19 protein-coding genes are annotated in these 19,701 nt (G+C 59.5%); 5 read left to right on the top strand and 14 right to left on the bottom strand.

Features of this window, described 5'->3' with window-relative positions:
- The first annotated feature begins 15 nt into the window (after positions 1-15).
- The gene (locus tag ACR0NZ_RS12190; RefSeq protein WP_480519181.1) at positions 16-1,017 is read left to right on the top strand and encodes a DUF2125 domain-containing protein; all 1,002 of its coding nucleotides are present in this window, start codon (positions 16-18) and stop codon (positions 1,015-1,017) included.
- Here ACR0NZ_RS12190 and ACR0NZ_RS12195 read toward each other — a convergent pair.
- The 4 genes from ACR0NZ_RS12195 to ACR0NZ_RS12210 all read right to left on the bottom strand — a co-directional run bounded on the left by ACR0NZ_RS12195 (position 1,014) and on the right by ACR0NZ_RS12210 (position 5,344).
- Positions 1,014-1,865, bottom strand: a complete 852-nt coding sequence (locus tag ACR0NZ_RS12195; protein WP_480519183.1) for an extensin-like domain-containing protein — start codon at positions 1,863-1,865, stop codon at positions 1,014-1,016. The genes ACR0NZ_RS12190 and ACR0NZ_RS12195 overlap by 4 nt on opposite strands.
- Positions 1,862-2,782: a prephenate/arogenate dehydrogenase family protein gene (locus ACR0NZ_RS12200; protein WP_480519185.1), complete on the bottom strand. Its 921-nt coding sequence runs from the start codon at positions 2,780-2,782 to the stop codon at positions 1,862-1,864. Before ACR0NZ_RS12200 ends, ACR0NZ_RS12195 begins: the two co-directional genes overlap by 4 nt.
- Positions 2,779-3,864 carry a histidinol-phosphate transaminase gene (gene hisC / locus ACR0NZ_RS12205; RefSeq protein ID WP_480519187.1) on the bottom strand — a complete coding sequence of 362 codons (1,086 nt, stop codon included), beginning with the start codon at positions 3,862-3,864 and terminating at the stop codon, positions 2,779-2,781. The genes ACR0NZ_RS12200 and hisC overlap by 4 nt, the downstream gene beginning before the upstream one ends.
- Before the next feature lie 64 nt (positions 3,865-3,928).
- A complete protein-coding gene (locus ACR0NZ_RS12210; RefSeq protein WP_480519189.1) occupies positions 3,929-5,344 on the bottom strand; it encodes an aminotransferase class V-fold PLP-dependent enzyme in 1,416 nt (471 codons plus the stop codon).
- Between the two features lie 102 nt (positions 5,345-5,446).
- Here ACR0NZ_RS12210 and ACR0NZ_RS12215 point away from each other — a divergent pair, with 102 nt between their 5' ends.
- The gene (locus ACR0NZ_RS12215) at positions 5,447-5,908 is read left to right on the top strand and encodes an Lrp/AsnC family transcriptional regulator (RefSeq protein WP_480519191.1); all 462 of its coding nucleotides are present in this window, start codon (positions 5,447-5,449) and stop codon (positions 5,906-5,908) included.
- On the opposite strand, the gene ACR0NZ_RS12220 is transcribed toward ACR0NZ_RS12215, so the two are convergent.
- Positions 5,909-6,781: a LysR family transcriptional regulator gene (locus ACR0NZ_RS12220; RefSeq protein WP_480519193.1), complete on the bottom strand. Its 873-nt coding sequence runs from the start codon at positions 6,779-6,781 to the stop codon at positions 5,909-5,911.
- Between the two features lie 93 nt (positions 6,782-6,874).
- Here ACR0NZ_RS12220 and ACR0NZ_RS12225 point away from each other — a divergent pair, with 93 nt between their 5' ends.
- Complete coding sequence (locus ACR0NZ_RS12225; protein ID WP_480519196.1) at positions 6,875-7,156, top strand: DUF1330 domain-containing protein; 282 nt, start codon at positions 6,875-6,877, stop codon at positions 7,154-7,156.
- 58 nt (positions 7,157-7,214) lie between these two features.
- On the opposite strand, the gene rpsD is transcribed toward ACR0NZ_RS12225, so the two are convergent.
- The 3 genes from rpsD to ACR0NZ_RS12240 form a co-directional block, all read right to left on the bottom strand.
- Positions 7,215-7,835 (bottom strand): 30S ribosomal protein S4, encoded by a 621-nt coding sequence (rpsD, locus tag ACR0NZ_RS12230; RefSeq protein WP_480519198.1) that lies wholly within the window; start codon positions 7,833-7,835, stop codon positions 7,215-7,217.
- 271 nt (positions 7,836-8,106) lie between these two features.
- The gene (locus ACR0NZ_RS12235) at positions 8,107-8,550 is read right to left on the bottom strand and encodes a hypothetical protein (RefSeq protein WP_480519200.1); all 444 of its coding nucleotides are present in this window, start codon (positions 8,548-8,550) and stop codon (positions 8,107-8,109) included.
- A gap of 325 nt (positions 8,551-8,875) precedes the next feature.
- Positions 8,876-11,158, bottom strand: coding sequence for an adenosylcobalamin-dependent ribonucleoside-diphosphate reductase (locus tag ACR0NZ_RS12240; protein ID WP_480475402.1), 2,283 nt, complete (start codon positions 11,156-11,158; stop codon positions 8,876-8,878).
- 114 nt (positions 11,159-11,272) lie between these two features.
- Between ACR0NZ_RS12240 and ACR0NZ_RS12245 the strand changes: the two genes are divergently transcribed.
- Positions 11,273-11,704 (top strand): DUF1489 family protein, encoded by a 432-nt coding sequence (locus ACR0NZ_RS12245; RefSeq protein WP_480475400.1) that lies wholly within the window; start codon positions 11,273-11,275, stop codon positions 11,702-11,704.
- Here ACR0NZ_RS12245 and hisG read toward each other — a convergent pair whose 3' ends face one another.
- Genes hisG through hisS form a run of 3 tightly spaced genes read right to left on the bottom strand, consistent with a single transcriptional unit; the run spans position 11,705 to position 15,009 of the window.
- Positions 11,705-12,394, bottom strand: coding sequence for an ATP phosphoribosyltransferase (gene hisG, locus ACR0NZ_RS12250; protein WP_480475398.1), 690 nt, complete (start codon positions 12,392-12,394; stop codon positions 11,705-11,707).
- Positions 12,391-13,479, bottom strand: a complete 1,089-nt coding sequence (locus ACR0NZ_RS12255; RefSeq protein ID WP_480519202.1) for an ATP phosphoribosyltransferase regulatory subunit — start codon at positions 13,477-13,479, stop codon at positions 12,391-12,393. The genes hisG and ACR0NZ_RS12255 overlap by 4 nt, the downstream gene beginning before the upstream one ends.
- Positions 13,480-13,482: 3 nt before the next feature.
- On the bottom strand, positions 13,483-15,009 hold the full coding sequence (hisS, locus tag ACR0NZ_RS12260) for a histidine--tRNA ligase (protein WP_480519204.1): 1,527 nt from the start codon (positions 15,007-15,009) through the stop codon (positions 13,483-13,485).
- Between the two features lie 131 nt (positions 15,010-15,140).
- Between hisS and ACR0NZ_RS12265 the strand changes: the two genes are divergently transcribed.
- Positions 15,141-15,335: a SlyX family protein gene (locus ACR0NZ_RS12265; protein WP_209598067.1), complete on the top strand. Its 195-nt coding sequence runs from the start codon at positions 15,141-15,143 to the stop codon at positions 15,333-15,335.
- A 4-nt stretch (positions 15,336-15,339) separates the two neighbouring features.
- On the opposite strand, the gene ACR0NZ_RS12270 is transcribed toward ACR0NZ_RS12265, so the two are convergent.
- The 3 genes from ACR0NZ_RS12270 to dnaE all read right to left on the bottom strand — a co-directional run bounded on the left by ACR0NZ_RS12270 (position 15,340) and on the right by dnaE (position 19,527).
- The gene (locus ACR0NZ_RS12270) at positions 15,340-15,711 is read right to left on the bottom strand and encodes a hypothetical protein (protein ID WP_480475392.1); all 372 of its coding nucleotides are present in this window, start codon (positions 15,709-15,711) and stop codon (positions 15,340-15,342) included.
- A gap of 11 nt (positions 15,712-15,722) precedes the next feature.
- Entirely contained in the window at positions 15,723-15,941 is a 219-nt protein-coding gene (locus ACR0NZ_RS12275) for a YMGG-like glycine zipper-containing protein (protein ID WP_480475390.1), read from the bottom strand.
- An 85-nt stretch (positions 15,942-16,026) separates the two neighbouring features.
- Positions 16,027-19,527, bottom strand: coding sequence for a DNA polymerase III subunit alpha (gene dnaE / locus ACR0NZ_RS12280; RefSeq protein ID WP_480519206.1), 3,501 nt, complete (start codon positions 19,525-19,527; stop codon positions 16,027-16,029).
- Positions 19,528-19,701 lie beyond the last annotated feature (174 nt).

Raw genomic sequence — 19,701 nt, forward strand, 5'->3', positions numbered from 1 at the left:
AAAGGGCCAAAGCTCATGCGCCGTGTCATACGAGTAGTCATTTTTATCGGCGCACTGTGGAGCGTCTATTGGTTTGTCGCCGGATATGGCCTGCGCGCGGCAATCACTGGCTGGTTTGATCAACAACAGGCCCGTGGCTGGCTGGCTGATTTCTCGGACGTGACAACGGCAGGGTATCCCACCCATCACGTGACCCGCCTGAACAATCCCGCCCTTGCCGACCCGGTGAATGGCACAGCCTGGAGCGCGGACTGGATCGAATTCGAAAGCCCAGCGATCTGGCCCGGCCGGCAGGTGCTGCGGTTTGCCGAGACGCCCCAACGTCTGTCCTACTACGATCAGACGTCAACGATTGTCGCAGATGATTTGATTGCCGAACTACAGTTGCAACCCGGCGTTTCGCTTGTGCTTGAGAAACTGGCGCTGACGGCAGGGGCTTGGTCGGTGACCGAAAACTCCACAGCACTGGCCGCTGGTGACACCCTAAGCCTGATCATGGCGCAAACATCCCAACCCGAAGCTTATGCCATTACCGCCCGCGCGGATGGGTTCGCACCCGGTGACCGGTTGCGGGCCCTGATGAATTCGGCCGCGTCGCTGCCGCAGTCCTTCGAAACGCTGGAACTGGACATGGTCACCACGTTCAGCAAAGTCTGGGACAGGTCGGCGCTGGAACACAGCAGACCGCAGCCCGTGGCCATCGACCTGCGACTGGCCGAGATCAAATGGGGTGGGTTACGCCTGTTTGCGGCTGGTAAGCTGGATGTAGACTCACAGGGTGTTCCGAGCGGTGAGATCGCCGTCAAGGCCGAGAACTGGCGCGATATGATCGACATGGCAAACGCGGCAGGTGCCCTGCCCGATCAGGCGGTTGATCCTGTCACCCGTGCACTGAATTTTCTGGCAGGGTTGGGCGGCAACCCCAACGCGCTGGACCTTCAGCTGAACTTCCGGGATGGTTTTGTAGCCCTGGGGCCGGTGCCGCTGGGCCCTGCCCCGCGGCTGATCCTGCGTTAACGGCAATACGCTCCGCTGCGGTAGCGTGCCGTATCCAGATGGAAATGATCGCGATGGTAGCCGTCCGAGTTCGGCCCCAATACCGTGCCGAACGGGCCACACGCACCGCGCCAGATCTTCTGCAATTGCTTCTGTGACGGGTTCTTGCGCCACCCTTCCAGGACGGTCACGACTTCACCATCGGCCAGCTTAAAGGCCGAAATATCGATGGCGCGTCCTTTGCCGTGCTCGGAAATCCGCGCGCCCTTGCGGTTGTTGCGAGTTCGGCATGCATAATGGGCTGCCACCTGCAATTCGACCACCGGGCCGCGGCGTTTGAAGGTGGGTTTGACCGTTTTGTCGACCCATTTGTTCAGCGCAACTGCGGTGCCGCAATCCATCGTCGCCGGGCGGCTGAGTGCCACACCGGAAACAGAGGTGATTTGCACCGCATCTTTTACGCCACAGGCCGAGTTGTCGCTGCCGACCCTGCCGACGGGCTTGCCCTGAATGGCGATATCTCCGCAAACTGACCCTTTACGCAGCTTGCGCTTCTTGAAAAGCACCTGCTGTTCAAGCGATTCAGGTCTCAAGTAAGGCATCAGCGACGTGTCGGGCCCCAGCAGTGGCAATTCCGATGGTCGCGCCAAGGCGGCAGTGACCTGCGGTGAAACCGGGCGTGAGATAGGGCGCAGATCAGTTATAGCCGCCACTGAAACCGGGGCAATGGCAGACACAACCTGAACGTTGTGCTGGTCCAGAATCGGACGTGCGGGAGGAACCAGAGATCGTTCCAGAGGTGTTGCCTGTGTGGCCACGGCGCACAACGCCATGATCCCGATCAGAAATTGCCCCCGGTATAACCTCATGAACCTGCCTTTCCCCGCCCGAAATCCGGTGCGTCGGTGTCCTGCCCCGCGTCGATGATGCCGCGACGAATAGCACGGGTATGGGTGAAGTAGTCAAACAAATGTTCCCCGTCCCCGGTCCGGATGGCACGTTGCAGCGCAAACAGCTCTTCCGTGAACCGGCCCAGGATTTCCAGCGTCGCGTCTTTGTTGGACAGGAACACATCGCGCCACATGGTCGGGTCGGATGCGGCGATGCGAGTGAAGTCCCGGAAACCCGCGGCCGAGTATTTGATCACTTCGCTATCGGTCACGCGGCGCAGATCGTCGGCCACGCCAACCATCGTGTAGGCGATCAGGTGCGGCGCATGGGACGTGACGGCCAGAACCAGATCGTGATGATCGGCGTCCATCTCATCGACATGGGAGCCCATACCTTCCCACAACGCCCGAAGGCGGGCGATTGCATCCGGGTCGGTCCCTTCGACGGGCACCAGCAGGCACCAGCGATTGTCGAACAATTTGGCAAATCCCGATTCCGGACCGGAATGTTCCGTCCCTGCCAAAGGATGCGCGGGAATGAAATGCACACCTTCGGGGATATGCGGCTGAACTGCGTGAATGACATGCCGCTTGACTGACCCCACATCCGACAGGGTCGCGCCGGGCTTGAGCGCGGGTGCGATGTCTTCTGCGACGGCCCCCATTGCCCCCACAGGCACGCAAAGAACGACAAGATCAGCACCTTCGACCGCTTCGCGCGCCGTGTCACAGACGCGGTCGCACAGCCCGATTCTGCGCGCGGTGTCACGTGTCGCCTCGGACCGGGCATAGCCGGTCACTTCCCCGGCCAAGCCCCCACGCTTGATCGCCCAGAACATGGAGGAGGCAATCAGGCCCAGCCCGATCAGCGCAACCCGGTCGTAAATCTGGCTCATGCTGCGCCCTCTTTGAATGCTGTAATCACCGCAACGACGCGGCGGCAGGCTTCCTCATCGCCCACGGTGATCCGCAGGGCATTCGGCAGGTTGTAGCCTGCAACCCGGCGGACAATCAAACCCTGCGTTTTCAGATAGTCATCACAGGCCTCGGCCTCGGCCCTATCGGCAAAACGCGCGAGGATGAAATTGGTACAGGACGGGTCCGAGGGTACGCCAATCTTGTCCAGCGCCTCGGCCAGCCACACTCGCAGGCGCGCATTTTCAGATTGGCAGAACGTCAGGAAATCGACGTCGCTGATCGCTGCTTCGGCTGCGGCCAGGGCTGTCAAAGACAGGTTGAAGGGCTGACGCACCCGGTTCAGAACATCGATAATCGATTGGTGCGCATACCCCCAGCCGACCCGCATCCCGCCCAGCCCGTACACTTTCGAGAATGTGCGGGTCATGATTACGTTCTCATACGCATCCACCAAAGACGCGCCGCCATCGAAACCGTCGACGAATTCGGCATAGGCACCGTCCAGAACCATCAGGCAGGTATCAGGCAGACCCTGTGCCAGATGGTCCAGCTCGTCGTTCGAGATCATGGTCGAGGTCGGGTTACCGGGGTTGGTCACAAACACGATCCGCGTCTGGCTGGTTACGGCGGCCAGAATGGCATCCACATCGACTTTGCGGTCGCGCTCGGCCACCATGACCGGTGCGGCACCTGCCATGCGGGCGATGATCGGGTACATGGAGAACCCGTGTTCGGTATAGATCACCTCATCCCCCGGCCCTGCATAGGCCTGAGCGATGAATTGCAGCACCTCGTCGCTGCCGACACCGCAGATGATCTGCGCAGGGTCCAGTCCGTGACGCGCGCCGATGGCCGCGCGCAAACTGGCGTGGTCGGTGTTGGGGTACCGATGCAAAGTGGCCGCGCTGTCGCGCACCGCCTCAATCGCCTTGGGGCTGGGGCCGAACGGGTTCTCGTTCGAGCTCAGCTTGATCACATGCTCAACACCCGCCACATGCGACTGGCCGCCCTGATAAAGCGCGATGTCCATAATGCCGGGTTGCGGGGTGATCTTGGTCATGAGAGGCTCCGTTGATTGGGCCCCTCATACCTGTCTCAACGGATTGAGAAAAGCGGCAATTCCATCATGCGGCCTTGAAGCGCGCAGTCGCCGGGTCGGCGTTGTAATACGGCACGAATTCCTCGGTACGGCGGGACAGGTCATTGACACTGTCGATGATGAATTGAACCGTTTCCTCGCTCATCAGGTACGAGAAATTCAGGCGTACCCAGCCGGGTTTCTTCATCTCTTCGCCCGCAGACAAGGCCGCGTGCAGAGCCTCGGACGCGGCGCGGTCAATCCCCAGCAGGCGGTGGGCATAAGGCCCTGCGCAGGCACATCCGCCACGTGCCTGAATGCCGTAGACGTCGCTGAGCATCCGGGTAAACAGCTGCTGATGCACAGGCTGTCCCGCGTTGTCGCGCACAAGGAAAGAGAAGATCGGCAGGCGATGCGAATTATTGACCCCAAGCAATGTCAGGTGCGGGTTATCCTTCCACCCGTCCAGCGCCATCTGGTTGTACTGCGCCTCGCGTCTTGCGATTTCTTCCGTGCCGACGACATCCTTGACGATAAAGGCAAGCGCCGCGCGGATATCACCGATCACGTTGGGCGTTCCCGCCTCTTCCCGCGCAGACAGGTCCGCACTGTAGTCATGCCGCCACGGTGACACGAAACTGACGGTGCCGCCGCCCGGCCAGCTGGGGCAGTTCCGTTTGACTGCAGCCCGGTTTACGATCAGAACACCCGACGCGCCCGGACCGCCCGGGAACTTGTGCGGAGAAACGACGATCGCATCCTTGCGCGCGTCCGCCGGCCCCATATCCATCGGCAGGTAAGGCCCGCCCCCGGCGTAATCCCAAATCGCCACAGCGCCATGCGCCTTGAGCAACCGCGTCACCGGATTAGGGTCCGTGACAATTCCGGTTACATTGGACGCCGCCGAAAAGGAACCGATCAGAAGATCGGCGCCTGCATGGGTCAACAGCGCGGTTTCCAGCGCCCCGAGGTCAACCCCGCCGCCTTCGGCCTCGGGGATTTCAACCACAAGTGCCTTGCTTTCCCGCCACGGCAGGATGTTCGAGTGATGCTCGTACGGACCAATCAAGACAACCGGTTGGTCGGCCTCTGCCACCCCGAGCAGGCTGACCAACCGGTTGAGCCCCGCAGTGGCGCCAGACCCGGTGAAGATCACCGCGTCCTCTTCCTGGGCACCAACAATGCGGGCTATTTCCGCCCGCGCCTCGCGGCGCAGATGTGTCATGTAAGATCCGCAGTAAGAGGCCTCGGTGTGGCTGTTCGCGTAAAACGGCAACACATGTTGCGCCACAAAGTCTTCGACCTGCCGCAAGGCGCGACCCGAAGCGACGTAATCCGCATAGACAAGCGGCACGTCCCCATGCAGACCCGGGATCAGAACATTCTCTCCGATCAGCCCATCGCGCAGGTTTGAATTGTGAGCGGTGGAACAGAGTTCCGCACGAAACTTGGACAGGGACATTGCATTGGCTCCTAACTGTCCGACTAATGTGATTTATTGTCAGCGCGAAAACTTCACCTATTATTGCATAGATTTTAAAGTCTTTGTGTCATATGATCAGTAATGGCATCAAAATTGGATCAAATTGACACACGCATTCTGAAAGAACTGCAGAAGGACGCCACCCTGTCGCAACGGGAGTTAGCGGATCGTGCGGGGCTTTCGCAGAACGCCTGCTGGCGGCGGCTGAAGGCTTTGAACGAAGATGGCGTCCTGATCGGTTCAACCGCCCGCATCGCACGCGAGAAATTGGGCCTGAGCCTTGTGGTCTTTGTCATGCTGCGCACGCGGCATCATTCGACCGAGTGGCTACAGGCCTTTCGCAGCCACGTTCTGACGATCCCCGAGGTCGTGGATTTTCATCGTATCGGCGGTGACTATGATTATCAGCTGAAAGTCGTCACACAGGATATGGCGTCTTACGACAAGGTGTATCAACGGCTGATCGAAAAGGTCGAGCTGGACAGTGTCACGTCGTATTTCGCGATGGAAGCAATCGCCGAAGGACGACCATTGCCGATATGATCACGCCGTAAACAACGGGCGTTTTTGCTTGAAAAAGGGCACCGCGATGTCGCGGAATGCGACCAGTTTTGCCGAAGGCCAAACATCCGGATGCGCCACGATCCAGATATCTGCGTAGGGTTGCGGTGAAAGGACCGGAACCTGCACCAAGCCCCGGAGTGAGCGGCCCAGAAACACCGGCATACGCACAACGCCCAACCCTGATTGTGCAGCACCCGCCATCGCGACCATGTCATCAAAGCGCATATGTATCCGCGAGTTCGGATAGATTTTGTCGACGCCGTCCGGCAGGTTCGGCTGCTTTTCATAAAGCAACCAATCCACGGGCGCGTTCGGATCTTGCCGCATTCGCGCGGCCCTTTCAGGCGTGGCAAAACAAGCGCTGTGCTGTTGCGTCAGGCGCAGACCTTTCAACGTATCGCCGGGGTTGCGGCTGATCCGGATCGCAATGTCGGCTTCGCGTCGATTAAGGTCCAGAATCTCGTTTGCCGCGCGCACCTGCAAAGACACAGCAGGGTGCCTTTGAGCAAACTCGCCCAGCGCCGGGGACAGAACATGGGCAATTAACAGTTGCGGCGCGGTTAAGGTCAGTTGCCCTTCCAATCGGGCATCTCGCCCTGACAAACCACGCAGCATCGCGTGTTCTGCGCTTTCCATCCGGGCAGCATATGCAGCGACAAGGTGCGCTGCTTCTGTCGGCCGATACCCGTCGGTCAGCCTTTCGAACAGCACTTCACCTGTCGCAGCTTCGGCGCGCGCTATACGGCGCGCGACAGTTGTGTAGTTGACGCCAAGCTCTTGTGCCGCGGCGGACAGGGTGCGCCTTCGAACCACGGCAAGTACGGCCCGGTAATCATCCCAATGAATATCCATACATGCAAATTCGCACATCATTGATGCAAATACACGCGTTTTCGCAAAGCAGATCACACCCTAGCTTTTGCCCACACATCAAGGAGAAAAGCCATGATCTATGCCTACGCAAAACTCACTGTAAAGAATCCCAACGCTCTGGCCGCATATCGCGAACAGGCCGGGACTGCATTGGCCCGCCATGGCGGAAAAGTCGAACACGCCACCGCAGAAACAACCGCGCTGGACGGCGCGCCGGACTTGCCTGATGTTGCAGCCCTGCTTTCCTTTCCCAACCGGGACGCGGCGCTGGGATGGATCAACGACCCGGAACTAAAAGACATCCACGAGCTGCGTCGCAGCGCAGGCGCGTCAGATATCGTTCTGCTGGGCTGAAAATGAAAAGAGCCGCACCCAAAGGTGCGGCTCTGAATTCCGGATCGGAATGCGAAGATCAGTTCTTCGCGTAGAATTCGACGACCAGGTTCGGTTCCATAATGACCGGGTACGGCACATCGCTCAGGCCCGGTGCGCGAACGAACGTTGCGGTCATTTTCGAATGGTCGGCGTCGATGTAGTCAGGAACATCACGCTCGGCTAGGGCAACAGCTTCCAGAACAACAGCCAGTTGCTTGGACTTGTCACGCACTTCGATGACGTCGCCTTCTTTGACGCGGTAGCTGGGGATGTTGACACGCTTGCCGTTCACTTTGACGTGACCGTGGTTCACGAACTGACGCGCAGCGAAGACGGTCGGTACGAACTTGGCGCGATAGACGACGGCGTCCAGACGGCGCTCCAGCAGGCCGATCAGGTTTTCACCGGTGTCGCCTTTTACACGCTCGGCTTCGGCATAGATGCGGCGGAACTGCTTTTCGGTCAGGTCGCCGTAGTAGCCTTTCAGCTTCTGCTTGGCACGCAGCTGCAGACCGAAGTCTGACAGTTTGCCTTTGCGGCGCTGGCCGTGCTGGCCGGGGCCGTATTCACGACGGTTGACCGGGGATTTCGGACGACCCCAGATGTTTTCGCCCATCCGGCGGTCGATTTTGTACTTGGCAGACGTGCGTTTGGTCACGGCTGATCTCCTTCGTTAGGTCGATGCCCAAACGGGCAACTATGAAGGGCGTTGTCCTCTTGAGGTTTCCCTCATGACAGGCTTCCCCTTGCGGGGGCCACCAACACCAATGAAGCCGCGCTTATATCCGCAAAGCCAGCAGAGTCAACATGGCATTCAACGCAGTTTCGAATATAAGCAAAGATATGTTCGCCGCAGGCAGCACAGGCTCCTGCACGTACAGCGACGACCGCCGTCACACCGCTTTCGTCAAGAAAAATACAGGTCGCGTTCAGACCGGAAATGCAACGACGTTCCCGCCGCCTTCAACACCCGCCTTGTGCACCATCACAACCTCGGTCACGTCGACGATCCAGAATTCTTCATCCCGTGGCGGGCAAGCGCCATCGAAAACGATGGTTGGTGCTGCATCATTGGTGTCGGCAACAAGGTTGGCTGAAAACCGCTGCGACCCATTGGTAAGTGTCAAAGCACCGGTCACGTGGCCGGAAACTTCCCGGACAATCGGAAAGCGGTTCTGCAAACGGGTTGCAGCGCCCCGCGCATATCCTATCTGTTCTATGCTGTTTTCGGCCTCAGCGCTCAGCACTATCGCCTGTCCGCGCCATGACCAAGCCGCGCCGACGGCCAGACAAGCCAGAGGCGCGTCCTCGAGTCCGTCAATTTCAGTTTGATCCCATGAAATGGCTACCTGACCGTTAACTCCGGCTCTCATCTGCCCACTCGCACTATTTAACATCCCGATATTCAATCATTGCTTATCAGCACAAAATCCGGCGGAAAAGAGACGGGAATGCAGCATTCACAAGAATGTTGCAGAAGTGAATCAAAAATATGTGTTCGACCTGAAATCAATACGCGCCTGCGAACAATCCCGTGTCTTGTTCGTTGCCGGCCGTCCGAACATCAACTGGCTGCGACTGATCAGGGTTCGAAATAGAAACCACCGCCCAGAAAAGCGATGGCCACGCTTGCGTGGCCAGACACTCAGTCTGTCGGGTCAAATTGATGAGCGCTGACTTTCGCGCAGCGCCTCATACCTACCCGCATTTGGAATGACCGCAGCTGCGGCAGGTCATGCAGCCTTCGATCATGACCATGTCATACTGACCGCAGGACGGGCAGGCTTTGCCGCGTGGCGCGTCCAGGTTCACCACCTGCGCCTGAGGGTCGGATTTCAGCCCCATCCCCTCGCCTTCCAGAAAGCCGATGGCAACCATGTGCTGTTCGATCACGCCCCCGATCGCGGCCAGGATCGATGGGATATACTTGCCTTTGACCCATGCCCCGCCGCGCGGGTCGAAAACGGCTTTCAGCTCCTCGACCACAAAGGACACGTCCCCACCCCGGCGGAACACGGCCGAGATCATCCGCGTCAGCGCCAGTGTCCATGCGTAATGTTCCATGTTCTTGGAGTTGATGAACACCTCGAACGGGCGGCGGCGGCCCGAGATGATGATGTCGTTGATGGTCAGATAAATCGCGTGCTCGCTATCGGGCCATTTCAGCTTGTAGGTCGAGCCCTCCAGCGATTGCGGGCGATCCAGCGGTTCGGACATGTAGATGACGTCGCCGCCTTCAATTTCATGTGGCGCATTCGCGCTTTCCCCCGGCACCTTGTCATCGCTTTCCGAAACAGTCAGAACCGAGCCAGTCACATCGTTGGGGCGATAGGTCGTGCACCCTTTGCAGCCCTGATCCCAAGCCTGCATGTAGACGTCCTTGAAGGCGTCAAAGCTGATATCTTCCGGGCAGTTGATGGTCTTGGAGATCGAGCTGTCGATCCATTTCTGCGCCGCCGCCTGCATCTTGACATGATCCAACGGCGTCAGGGTCTGGGCATTGACGAAATAGTCGGGCAGCGCTGCGTCGCCGAACTTGTCGCGCCACATCTGAACGGCGTAATCCACAACCTCTTCCTCGGTGCGCGAGCCGTCTTTTTGCAGAACCTTGCGGGTGTAGGCATAGGCAAAGACCGGTTCAATCCCCGACGACACATTCCCGGCATAAAGCGAAATCGTGCCCGTGGGCGCAATCGAGGTCAGCAGAGCGTTGCGGATACCATGTTCGCGGATCGCATCGCGGACGTCGTCATCCATTTGTTGCATCGTGCCGCTGGCCAAATATTTCTCAGCGTCGAACAGGGGGAACGCGCCTTTCTCCTTAGCCAGGTCGACCGAGGCCAGGTATGCGGCGCGGGCGATTGCGTGCAACCAGCGTTCCGTCTGGCGCGCCGCCTCGTCGGACCCATAGCGCAGGCCCAGCATCAGCAACGCATCCGCAAGACCCGTCACGCCCAGCCCGATGCGGCGCTTGTCCTGCGCTTCCGCCTCTTGCTCGGCCAGCGGGAATTTCGAGGCGTCCACGACGTTATCCATCATGCGCACGGCTGTCGCGACCAGTTCCTGCAACGCCGGTTCATCCAGATGCGCGGCATCCCCGAACGGTTCGGCAACCAGCCGCGCCAGATTGATCGAGCCCAGCAGGCAAGCCCCGTAAGGCGGCAGAGGCTGCTCGCCACAGGGGTTCGTCGCGGCGATGGTTTCAACATAGCTCAGGTTGTTGGCCTGATTGATGCGGTCGATGAAGATCACGCCCGGTTCGGCATAATCATACGTGGCCTGCATGATCTTGTTCCACAAATCACGCGCCTGAACGGTGTGATAGATCTTGCCGTCGAACTGCAACTCCCACGGGCCGTCGTCCTTGACCGCCTCCATGAAGGGATCGGTCACCAGCACCGACATATTGAACATGCGTAGGCGGGCCGGGTCAGATTTGGCGGTGATGAACTGTTCGATATCGGGATGGTCACAGCGCATGGTGGCCATCATCGCCCCCCGGCGCGAGCCCGCGGACATGATCGTCCGGCACATTGCGTCCCACACATCCATAAAGCTGAGCGGGCCCGAGGCATCTGCCGCCACGCCCTTCACATCCGCGCCGCGCGGGCGGATGGTCGAGAAATCATAGCCGATCCCGCCCCCCTGCTGCATGGTCAGCGCGGCCTCTTTCAGCATGTCAAAGATACCACCCATGCTGTCGGGGATGGTGCCCATGACGAAACAGTTGAACAGCGTCACCTGCCGCGCGGTGCCTGCGCCAGCGGTGATGCGCCCGGCGGGCAGATACTTGAAATCTTCCAGTGCCTCGTAAAACCTGTCTTCCCAATGATCCGGATCGTCCTCGACCCGCGCGAGGTCACGGGCGATGCGTCGCCAGCTGTCTTCAACCGTCTGATCGATGGGCGTGCCATCCGCCTGTTTGAAGCGGTATTTCATATCCCAGATCTGCTCGGCGATGGGGGCGGCAAAGCGGCTCATTGGTGATTCCCTGTGCTGAAAGAGGTATCCAGACTAACACCCACTACACCTTGATGAAAGCCAATCCTGAGCTACAATGGATAGATAGCCAATGGACGACTCTGTGGGAAAGCTGTGGATAAGTACGTGAACCTCATCAAACTTTCGGTTGGTTCGGAAAGCGTGGACTCTCTGATCGCGTGGCAGGACAGCCGAATGCCGCTTTATGAGGACGGATATCCGCGCCACGTAACCCGCATGTGGCCCAAACGTGATGCCGAGATTCTGAATGGCGGATCAATCTATTGGGTCATCAAGGGTGTCGTACAGTGCCGCCAGCGCATTCTGCGCCTGGATGAGGTGATTGGTGAAGACGGTATCCGCCGCTGCGCCATCGTACTTGACCCAATAGTTCATCGGACACAGAACGCCTTGAAGCGCCCGTTTCAGGGCTGGCGATACCTGAAACCGGAAGATACACCATCTGACCTGCCGAAAGGGCGCGCGCAGGACGACGCCCTGCCCGATGATCTCAACCGCGCCCTTGCGGATATCGGTGTGCTGTAATTACCGCAGCCGATCCAGCAATTCCGTCAGAACCGCCTTGTCCGCCGCGTCGACCTTTGCAACCCGGCTGCGCCACAATGTGGCCTGCGATTGCAGGATCAGACCGTCCGACAGGATCTTGAGGTGGTTCGCCCGCAAGGTTTCACCGGACGAGGTGATATCGGCAATTGCTTCGGCGGTTTCGTTCATGACCGTGCCTTCGGTCGCCCCCTGGCTGTCGACCAGAGTATAATCGGCCACGCCCGCGTCGGTCAGGAACTCCCGCACCAGTCGGTGATATTTGGTGGCGATCCGCAGCCGGTGGCCATGGGTGTTGCGAAATGCTGCTGCTGCCGCATCGAGATCGTCCAGCGTGTCCACATCGACCCAGCAGGCGGGTGTGGCGATGATCAGATCAGCCTTGCCAAAGCCCAGCTGTGCAATCTCTTCGACCTGCTGTTCCCAGCGCGGCAGCTTCTCATGCACCAGATCGATCCCAGTGACGCCCAGATGAATACGGCCCGACGCAAGTTCGCGCGGAATTTCACCCGCCGACAAAAGGATCAGTGAGACGCCTTCGATCCCGTCGACCCGACCCGCATATTCCCGGTCCGAGCCGTTGCGGGACAGCACGATGCCATGTTTTTCGAACCATGAGACGGTCTTTTCCATCAACCGGCCCTTCGAGGGCACGCCCAGTTTCACACTCATTGCGCGGCCTCCTCGATTTCAAGCATCAGGTCCGGGCGGATCACGCCGCCGATCGCAGGGATTTCGGCCCCATCCCCCAGGCGGCGCGTCAGCGCATCATAGCGCCCACCCGTGGCGACGGGCGGCAGGTCGGGGCGGCCTTCGGCGTAGAACCCAAAGACAAACCCGTCGTAATATTCCATCGATGTCCGGCCATATGACGCTTCGAAATCCAGCCGTGCAACATCGACACCACGCGCCTGCAGGGCTGCGATCCGCGCTTCCAACCGGTCCAGCGCCGGGGTGATCTGCGGCAGATCCACTGCCACGTCCCGCAGCTGTTCCAGCGCGAAGGGCATGGTTTCACGCACATTCAGAAGCGTTTCCAACCCGGCCAGTTCATTGTCGGAGATCGGCGGCGCAGCGCGATCTTCGCGCAGGGCTTTGATCCGGTCGGCAATTTCGGGCGCGCGACGCTTGCCGATCATCGGAACATCAACCGCCATCGGGTTGTCCGCGTCCAAAAGCGCGTCACGACCTTCGGGCCCCGGTTTGCGCCCTGCAAACCGGTCCAGCAGCGCACGGAACCGGCGCGGCCGCCACAGGTGCCGCATCAGCGCGGCCTTGCGGCGGTCTGTGGTCCGAAGCCCTTCGACAGCCGCCGTCAGGATACCGATATCCCCGGTGGCTGCGCGCAGGGGCAGCCCGCGCAGTTGCAGCGCCATCAGCGAAAACACTTCGGCATCGGCACCAGCGGGATCATCGCGGTCAAACACCTCGTACCCCACCTGAATATACTCGTTCGACCGGTCCGGGTCGTGTTCCTGACGGCGGAACACCTCACCTGAATAGGTATAGCGCGCAGGCTCGGCCCCATCCCGCATGTGCATCTGAACAACGGGCAGGGTGAAGTCCGGGCGCAGCATCTGCTCGCCCCGCAGCGCGTCCGAGGTCACGTAGGCACGGGCGCGGATATCCTCACCATAGAGATCCAGCAACATCTCAGCGGGTTGCAACAGGGGCGTATCCACCACCTGCGCGCCCGCAGCCTCGAACCGGACTCGCATCATCGCGGCACGGGCCTGTATCTGGGAACGGTTGGGCATGGGTCAGTCCTGACTGTCCAGAATTTCACGCACTTTCGCGACCAGATCAGCGCGCGATACTTCGAACTGGCTGGGGCGTTCTTTCCATTCTTCCAGCGTGGCGCTTTCGGCGATCTTGGCCCCAAGGATCAGGTCCTTGATCTGCACGATGCCTTTTGCCTTTTCGTCCCCACCTTCGATCACCGCAACCGGAGAGTTGCGCTTGTCCGCGTATTTCAACTGGTTGCCAAAGTTCTTGGGATTGCCCAGATACACCTCGGCCCGGATGCCCGCATTGCGCAGCTCGGCCACCATCGCCTGATAATCAGCCATCCGGTCGCGGTCCATCACGGTGACGACGACGGGGCCTTTGGCGTGGGCGCTGATCCTGCCTTTTTCGCGCAGCGCGGCCAGCAACCGATCCACGCCGATAGACACGCCGGTCGCGGGCACTTCCTGTCCGGTAAACCGCTTGACCAGATCGTCATAGCGCCCGCCACCCGCAACCGAGCCGAACTGCCGCTTGCGGCCTTTCTCGTCGAAGATTTCGAAGGTCAGCTCGGCCTCGTAGACCGGACCAGTGTAATAGCCGAGGCCACGCACGACCGATGGGTCAATCACGATGCGGTCGGGGCCGTAGCCTTGCGCGCTCAACAAGGAAGCAATCTGTTCTAACTCGTTGATACCGTCTGCCCCGGTAGGGCTTTCACCAACCGCTGTTCTCAGATTGTCCAACGTTTCTTTTGTGCTACCGCCTTTCGACGTTAGAAACGCGATAACTGGCTCTGCTTGCTCGCTCGTAAGCCCTACGCCTTCTATGAAAGCTCCAGAACTGTCTTTCCTGCCAACGGTTAGCAGTTCTCGCACTCCATCGACACCAACTTTGTCGAATTTATCAATGGTTCGAAGAACTGCATCCCGTTTCTCGATTGCATCGTAAATTGCTCCGAGATGTTCATCTTCCTCCCCAGAGACAAAACCGAATACACAGTGCAACACGCCTGTCAAAACCTTCCGGTTGTTCACCCGCACCAGATAATCGCCGCGCGGAATTCCGACCTCTTCCAGCGTGTCGGCCAGCATTGCACAGATCTCGGCGTCAGCAGCCATCGAGGCGGTTCCGACCGTATCCGCATCGCACTGATAGAACTGCCGAAAGCGCCCCGGCCCCGGCTTTTCGTTGCGCCAGACCGGACCCATTGCATAACGGCGATAAGGCGTCGGCAGGTCGTTGCGGTGCTGGGCGTAGACACGGGCCAGTGGCGCGGTCAGGTCATAACGCAGGGCCATCCAGTCGCCATTTCCGCCCTCGTCAAACTCCTGCCATGCAAAGACGCCCTCGTTCGGGCGGTCCACGTCGGGCAGGAACTTGCCCAGCGCCTCGACGGTTTCGACCGCACTGCTTTCCAGCGCGTCAAACCCGTACCGATGATAGACACCCGCAATCGTCCGCAGCATCTCGGTGCGCTGCGTGACTTCCTCGCCGAAATAGTCACGGAACCCTTTCGGCGTTTCGGCCTTGGGGCGGGGCTGTTTCTTGGGCTTGGCCATGTGGGGCGTCCTTGGGAGTGTACCTGTTCCGCGCGCGGTCTATCCCATGGCCCGCATCTGGGCAAGGCGCGCTTTCTCTGGCCAAGGCGTCACAGGGTCGCTATGTGCAGCCTGAAAGACAGGAGCATCCCATGCAGCATCTGGAAGAACAGATTGCCCATCTGACCCGCACGGTTGACGATCTGAACGCGGTTGTCACCAGGCAACAGGCCGAGATTGACAGGCTGACCCGCCGTGTCGAGATGCTGCTGCACCGCGAGGCTGAACGCGCACAGGAAGGGTCAGGCGGCGTTGTCCTTGGTGACGAACGCCCGCCACATTACTGAAGGCTTACAGCCCCAGCGTTGATTTCACCGCGTTGTCGACGACGCCACCCAGCAGGGCGTTTTCATCCCCGGCGCAACCCTCTTTCAGAGCCGCCACAAATGTTTCGCGCAGCGCGGCCTTTTCCTCGTCCGAACTGGCATGAGCTTCGAGGTCGACCTGACGGTTATAAAGTGACAACGCCGTCATCTTGCCGACCACGTCCACAATGTATTCTTCATTCCCGTCAGCCTCTTCGATGACCGACGCGCAGGTGTGGTACATAAGCGGCAGCGCCGCTTGTACCATCTGTTCGGCTTCCTCGTCCGCAAGGGCAAAACCGGGCCCTGTAAGCAGCGCTGTGGTGGTGATCACTTTCATCGCGTTCAAACGCATCATCCCGCCCCCGCTTATTTCGAGTTCGCGCCGATTAGCGCACCAACAATTGCCCCTGCGGCGGCGCCTTTGCCGTCGCCGATCAAGGCCCCAACCCCGGCCCCAATCACAGCACCTTTGATCGTGTTCTCTTTCTTTTTGTCGTCCGCAAGCGTGGCTGTCGCCGAAACCAAAGCCAGCGATGCCGCCGCCCCCAATACAATCGTTCTGAGATTGAGACCTGCAATCGTCATATCAACGCCCTCCCGTGGCATGAGTAGAAGACATATTTGCAAGGTCAGCCTAGCGATGCGCTAACTGTCTTGCAACAAAGCGGTGTCAGATCTCTTCGACGGTCATAACACCTTCCAGCGATTTGATCGCGCCCTTGATCTGCGGGTTGATCGGAAACACACGCCCAAGGTCGATTTCGACGTCGCCGGGCAGGCCGGGGTCCAGCAACAGCAGCTGGATCGGGCCGCGGGCCGCACCCTTGGCAGCGGTTGCGGCTTCTTCAAGAACCGTTGCAATCGTCGACACTGCCCGCGCTTCGTCGACAAAGATGCGCAGGCCCGTCGCCCCGGCTTCGGCCACCACAGAATCCGCTGGTCCAACCGAACGCCCCAGCAGCTTGAGCTGATCGGACTCCATCGTCGCCTCAACGGTCAGAACCACCTGAGCGCCGGTTTCCAGAAACTCGCGGCATTTCTCCAGCGTGTCGGAAAACAACGTGACCTCATAAGCGCCGGTCGGGTCCGAAAGCTGGGCAAAGGCGAACCGGTTGCCCTTGGCCGATTTCCGTTCCTGCCGCCCGGCAACCACTCCGGCCATCTTGGCGATCAACGGGCCAGAGCGGGCTTTCTCTGTCACCTCGTCCAGCGTCAAAACCTGTTTACGCTTCAAGGCCGGCATATAGTCGTCCAGCGGATGACCAGAGAGGTAGAATCCGATGGCCTTGAACTCTTCGCTCAGACGTTCAGCCGGCAACCAGTCGGGGGTCGGCGCCAGGCGCGGTTCGGGCAGGTCATCTCCGGCCTCGCCAAACAGTGACACCTGGTTCGAATTCTTCTGTTCATGGATCGCGGCCGAATACTGCACCAGCGCATCTAGGCTTTCAAACACACGGCGGCGGTTCCGGTCCAGCTCATCAAAGGCCCCGGCGCGGGCCAGCATCTCAAGCGGGCGTTTGCCCACTTTCTTCAGATCAACGCGGCGGGCGAAATCGAACAGGTTAACAAACGGCTTGTCCGCGCGAGCCGCAACGATCAGGTTCATCGCCTCGACACCCACATTCTTGAGCGCGCCCAGCGCATAGACCAGATGTCCGTTATCAACATCGAACGTGGCCTGAGATCGGTTCACACAAGGTGGGACATACGGCAGTTCCAGCCCTTTTCGGACCTCTTCGAAATAGATCGCCAGCTTGTCGGTCAGATGGATATCGCAATTCATGACGCCCGCCATGAATTCAACCGGATGGTTCGCCTTCAACCAGCCGGTTTGATAGCTGACCACCGCATAGGCGGCGGCGTGGGATTTGTTGAAGCCGTAATTGGCGAATTTCTCGAGAAGGTCGAAGACTTCGCTGGCTTTCTTGGCATCCACCCCGTTTTCTGCCGCGCCTTTTTCGAACTTGGGGCGTTCGGCATCCATCGCCTCTTTGATCTTCTTACCCATCGCGCGGCGCAGCAGGTCTGCACCGCCCAGGCTGTACCCCGCCATGACTTGCGCGATCTGCATCACCTGTTCCTGATAGACGATAATACCTTGAGTTTCCTCAAGAATGTGGTCGATCAGCGGGTGAACGGATGTGATTTCGCGCAGCCCGTTCTTGACCTCGCAATAGGTCGGGATGTTTTCCATCGGGCCGGGGCGGTAGAGCGCGACGAGGGCCACGATATCCTCGATACAGGTGGGTTTCATGCGCTTGAGCGCGTCCATCATGCCCGAAGATTCAACCTGGAACACCGCGACCGTCTTGGCCGCTGAATAGAGCTTATACGTCGCCTCGTCATCCAGTGGGATGGCGTTGATCTGGTTCTCGGCCCCCTCGGCAGGTTCATAAAGCTCGGTGCCATCGGCGGCGATGTGCAACTTCCGCCCGGACTTGAAGATCAAGTCCATCGCGTTCTGGATCACGGTCAGGGTTTTCAGACCCAGAAAGTCGAACTTTACCAGCCCGGCCTGTTCCACCCATTTCATGTTGAACTGGGTTGCAGGCATGTCGGATCGCGGGTCCTGATAGATCGGCACCAGCGCGTCCAGAGGCCGGTCGCCAATCACAACCCCAGCCGCGTGGGTCGAGGCGTTGCGCAGCAGCCCTTCGACCTGCTGTCCATACGTCAGCAAACGATCCACCACCTCTTCGTTACGAGCTTCCTCCCGCAGACGCGGCTCATCCTTCAGGGCTTTTTCGATGGAAACCGGTTTTACCCCTTCAACCGGGATCATCTTGGACAGACGGTCCACCTGCCCGTACGGCATTTGCAGCACCCGCCCGATATCGCGTACGGCAGCCTTGGACAGCAAAGCACCAAATGTGATGATCTGCCCCACCTTGTCGCGCCCGTATTTCTGCTGCACGTAGCGGATCACCTCTTCGCGGCGATCCATGCAGAAGTCGATATCGAAGTCGGGCATCGAAACCCGTTCGGGATTCAGGAACCGTTCAAACAGCAGGCTGTAACGCAGCGGATCGAGGTCGGTAATTGTCAGCGCATAAGCCACCAGCGAGCCCGCACCCGATCCCCGCCCCGGTCCAACCGGAATATCGTGATCCTTGGCCCATTGGATAAAGTCGGCAACGATCAGGAAGTAACCAGGAAAGCCCATGCCTTCGATGATGCCAAGTTCGAAATCCAGCCGTTCCTGATATTCCTCGGGCGTCACCGCATGGGGGATTACCGCCAAACGTTTCTGCAAGCCTTCATTGGCGATGCGGCGCAGTTCAGCGACCTCGTCATCGGCGAATTTCGGCAGGATCGGATCACGCCGATAGGCCATGAAAGCGCAGCGTCTGGCAATCTCGACCGTGTTCTCGATGGCCTCGGGCAAATCGGCAAACAGCGTCACCATTTCCTGCTGCGACTTGAAATAATGCTGCGCGGTCAGGCGGCGGCGACCTTCCTGCTGGTCGACATAGGCCCCTTCGGCGATACAGATCAGCGCATCATGGGCCTCGTACATATCCGAGGTCGGGAAATAGACGTCATTGGTGGCAACCAGCGGCAGGTTCTTGGCATAGGCCATCTCGATATGGCCGCGCTCGGTCTGGCGTTCGGCCTCTGGTTGGCCGTCTTCGCCCGGATGACGCTGGAGTTCGATATACAGGCGATCCGGGAAGATCGCGGCCAGCCGATCCACCAGCGCCTCGGCCGCCGGACGTTGCCCCTGTTGCAACAGGCGGCCCACCGGCCCATCGGGCCCTCCGGACAGGCAGATCAGCCCGTCGGAGCGGCCCGCAAGCTCGTCCAGCGTGACCTGCGGCAACTGCCCGCCCTTGTCCACGTAAAGGCACGTGCTCAGCTTCATCAGGTTCTCGTACCCCGCCTCGGACTGTGCCAGCAGAACAAGCGGCGCGGGCGTTTTTGGCTTTTCCCCCGGTTGCGATTGCACATAAGTCAGATCAACCTGACATCCCATGATCGGCTGGACACCGGCCTGGCTGGCTGTCACCGAAAATTCCAGCGCCGAAAACATGGAATTCGTGTCAGTCACCGCGACGGCAGGCATCCCCATCTTCTCGCACAGGGCGGGCAGTTTTTTCAGCCGCACAGCGCCTTCCAGAAGGGAGTATTCGGTGTGAACACGTAGGTGAATGAATCGGGGGTTACTGCTCATGAACGGCAGGCTACCCTAGCCGCGAGGCATGCAAAAGCCGGAACCTGCGCCGTTGTTTGGCAAAATAATCGTTTTCGATTATTCGGATTTTCCAGAAGGTGCTTCGGAAAGCAACATCTTCACTGACAAAAAAACGCTTTAGTTTCAAGTAACTGATATTTACACAGGGTGCGC

Source organism: Ruegeria sp. AE3 (assembly GCF_056542225.1).

What these genes read in the sequence shown, in the direction of transcription:
- ACR0NZ_RS12190 (WP_480519181.1), top strand. Translation starts at nt 16, where the DNA reads ATGCGCCGTGTCATACGAGTAGTCATTTTTATCGGCGCACTGTGGAGC.
- ACR0NZ_RS12220 (WP_480519193.1), bottom strand. Translation starts at nt 6,781, where the DNA reads ATGGATATTCATTGGGATGATTACCGGGCCGTACTTGCCGTGGTTCGA.
- ACR0NZ_RS12215 (WP_480519191.1), top strand. Translation starts at nt 5,447, where the DNA reads ATGGCATCAAAATTGGATCAAATTGACACACGCATTCTGAAAGAACTG.
- hisG (WP_480475398.1), bottom strand. Translation starts at nt 12,394, where the DNA reads ATGAGTGTGAAACTGGGCGTGCCCTCGAAGGGCCGGTTGATGGAAAAG.
- ACR0NZ_RS12210 (WP_480519189.1), bottom strand. Translation starts at nt 5,344, where the DNA reads ATGTCCCTGTCCAAGTTTCGTGCGGAACTCTGTTCCACCGCTCACAAT.
- ACR0NZ_RS12275 (WP_480475390.1), bottom strand. Translation starts at nt 15,941, where the DNA reads ATGACGATTGCAGGTCTCAATCTCAGAACGATTGTATTGGGGGCGGCG.
- ACR0NZ_RS12200 (WP_480519185.1), bottom strand. Translation starts at nt 2,782, where the DNA reads ATGAGCCAGATTTACGACCGGGTTGCGCTGATCGGGCTGGGCCTGATT.
- dnaE (WP_480519206.1), bottom strand. Translation starts at nt 19,527, where the DNA reads ATGAGCAGTAACCCCCGATTCATTCACCTACGTGTTCACACCGAATAC.
- hisC (WP_480519187.1), bottom strand. Translation starts at nt 3,864, where the DNA reads ATGACCAAGATCACCCCGCAACCCGGCATTATGGACATCGCGCTTTAT.
- ACR0NZ_RS12195 (WP_480519183.1), bottom strand. Translation starts at nt 1,865, where the DNA reads ATGAGGTTATACCGGGGGCAATTTCTGATCGGGATCATGGCGTTGTGC.
- ACR0NZ_RS12265 (WP_209598067.1), top strand. Translation starts at nt 15,141, where the DNA reads ATGCAGCATCTGGAAGAACAGATTGCCCATCTGACCCGCACGGTTGAC.
- hisS (WP_480519204.1), bottom strand. Translation starts at nt 15,009, where the DNA reads ATGGCCAAGCCCAAGAAACAGCCCCGCCCCAAGGCCGAAACGCCGAAA.
- ACR0NZ_RS12225 (WP_480519196.1), top strand. Translation starts at nt 6,875, where the DNA reads ATGATCTATGCCTACGCAAAACTCACTGTAAAGAATCCCAACGCTCTG.
- ACR0NZ_RS12235 (WP_480519200.1), bottom strand. Translation starts at nt 8,550, where the DNA reads ATGAGAGCCGGAGTTAACGGTCAGGTAGCCATTTCATGGGATCAAACT.
- ACR0NZ_RS12240 (WP_480475402.1), bottom strand. Translation starts at nt 11,158, where the DNA reads ATGAGCCGCTTTGCCGCCCCCATCGCCGAGCAGATCTGGGATATGAAA.
- ACR0NZ_RS12270 (WP_480475392.1), bottom strand. Translation starts at nt 15,711, where the DNA reads ATGATGCGTTTGAACGCGATGAAAGTGATCACCACCACAGCGCTGCTT.
- ACR0NZ_RS12255 (WP_480519202.1), bottom strand. Translation starts at nt 13,479, where the DNA reads ATGCCCAACCGTTCCCAGATACAGGCCCGTGCCGCGATGATGCGAGTC.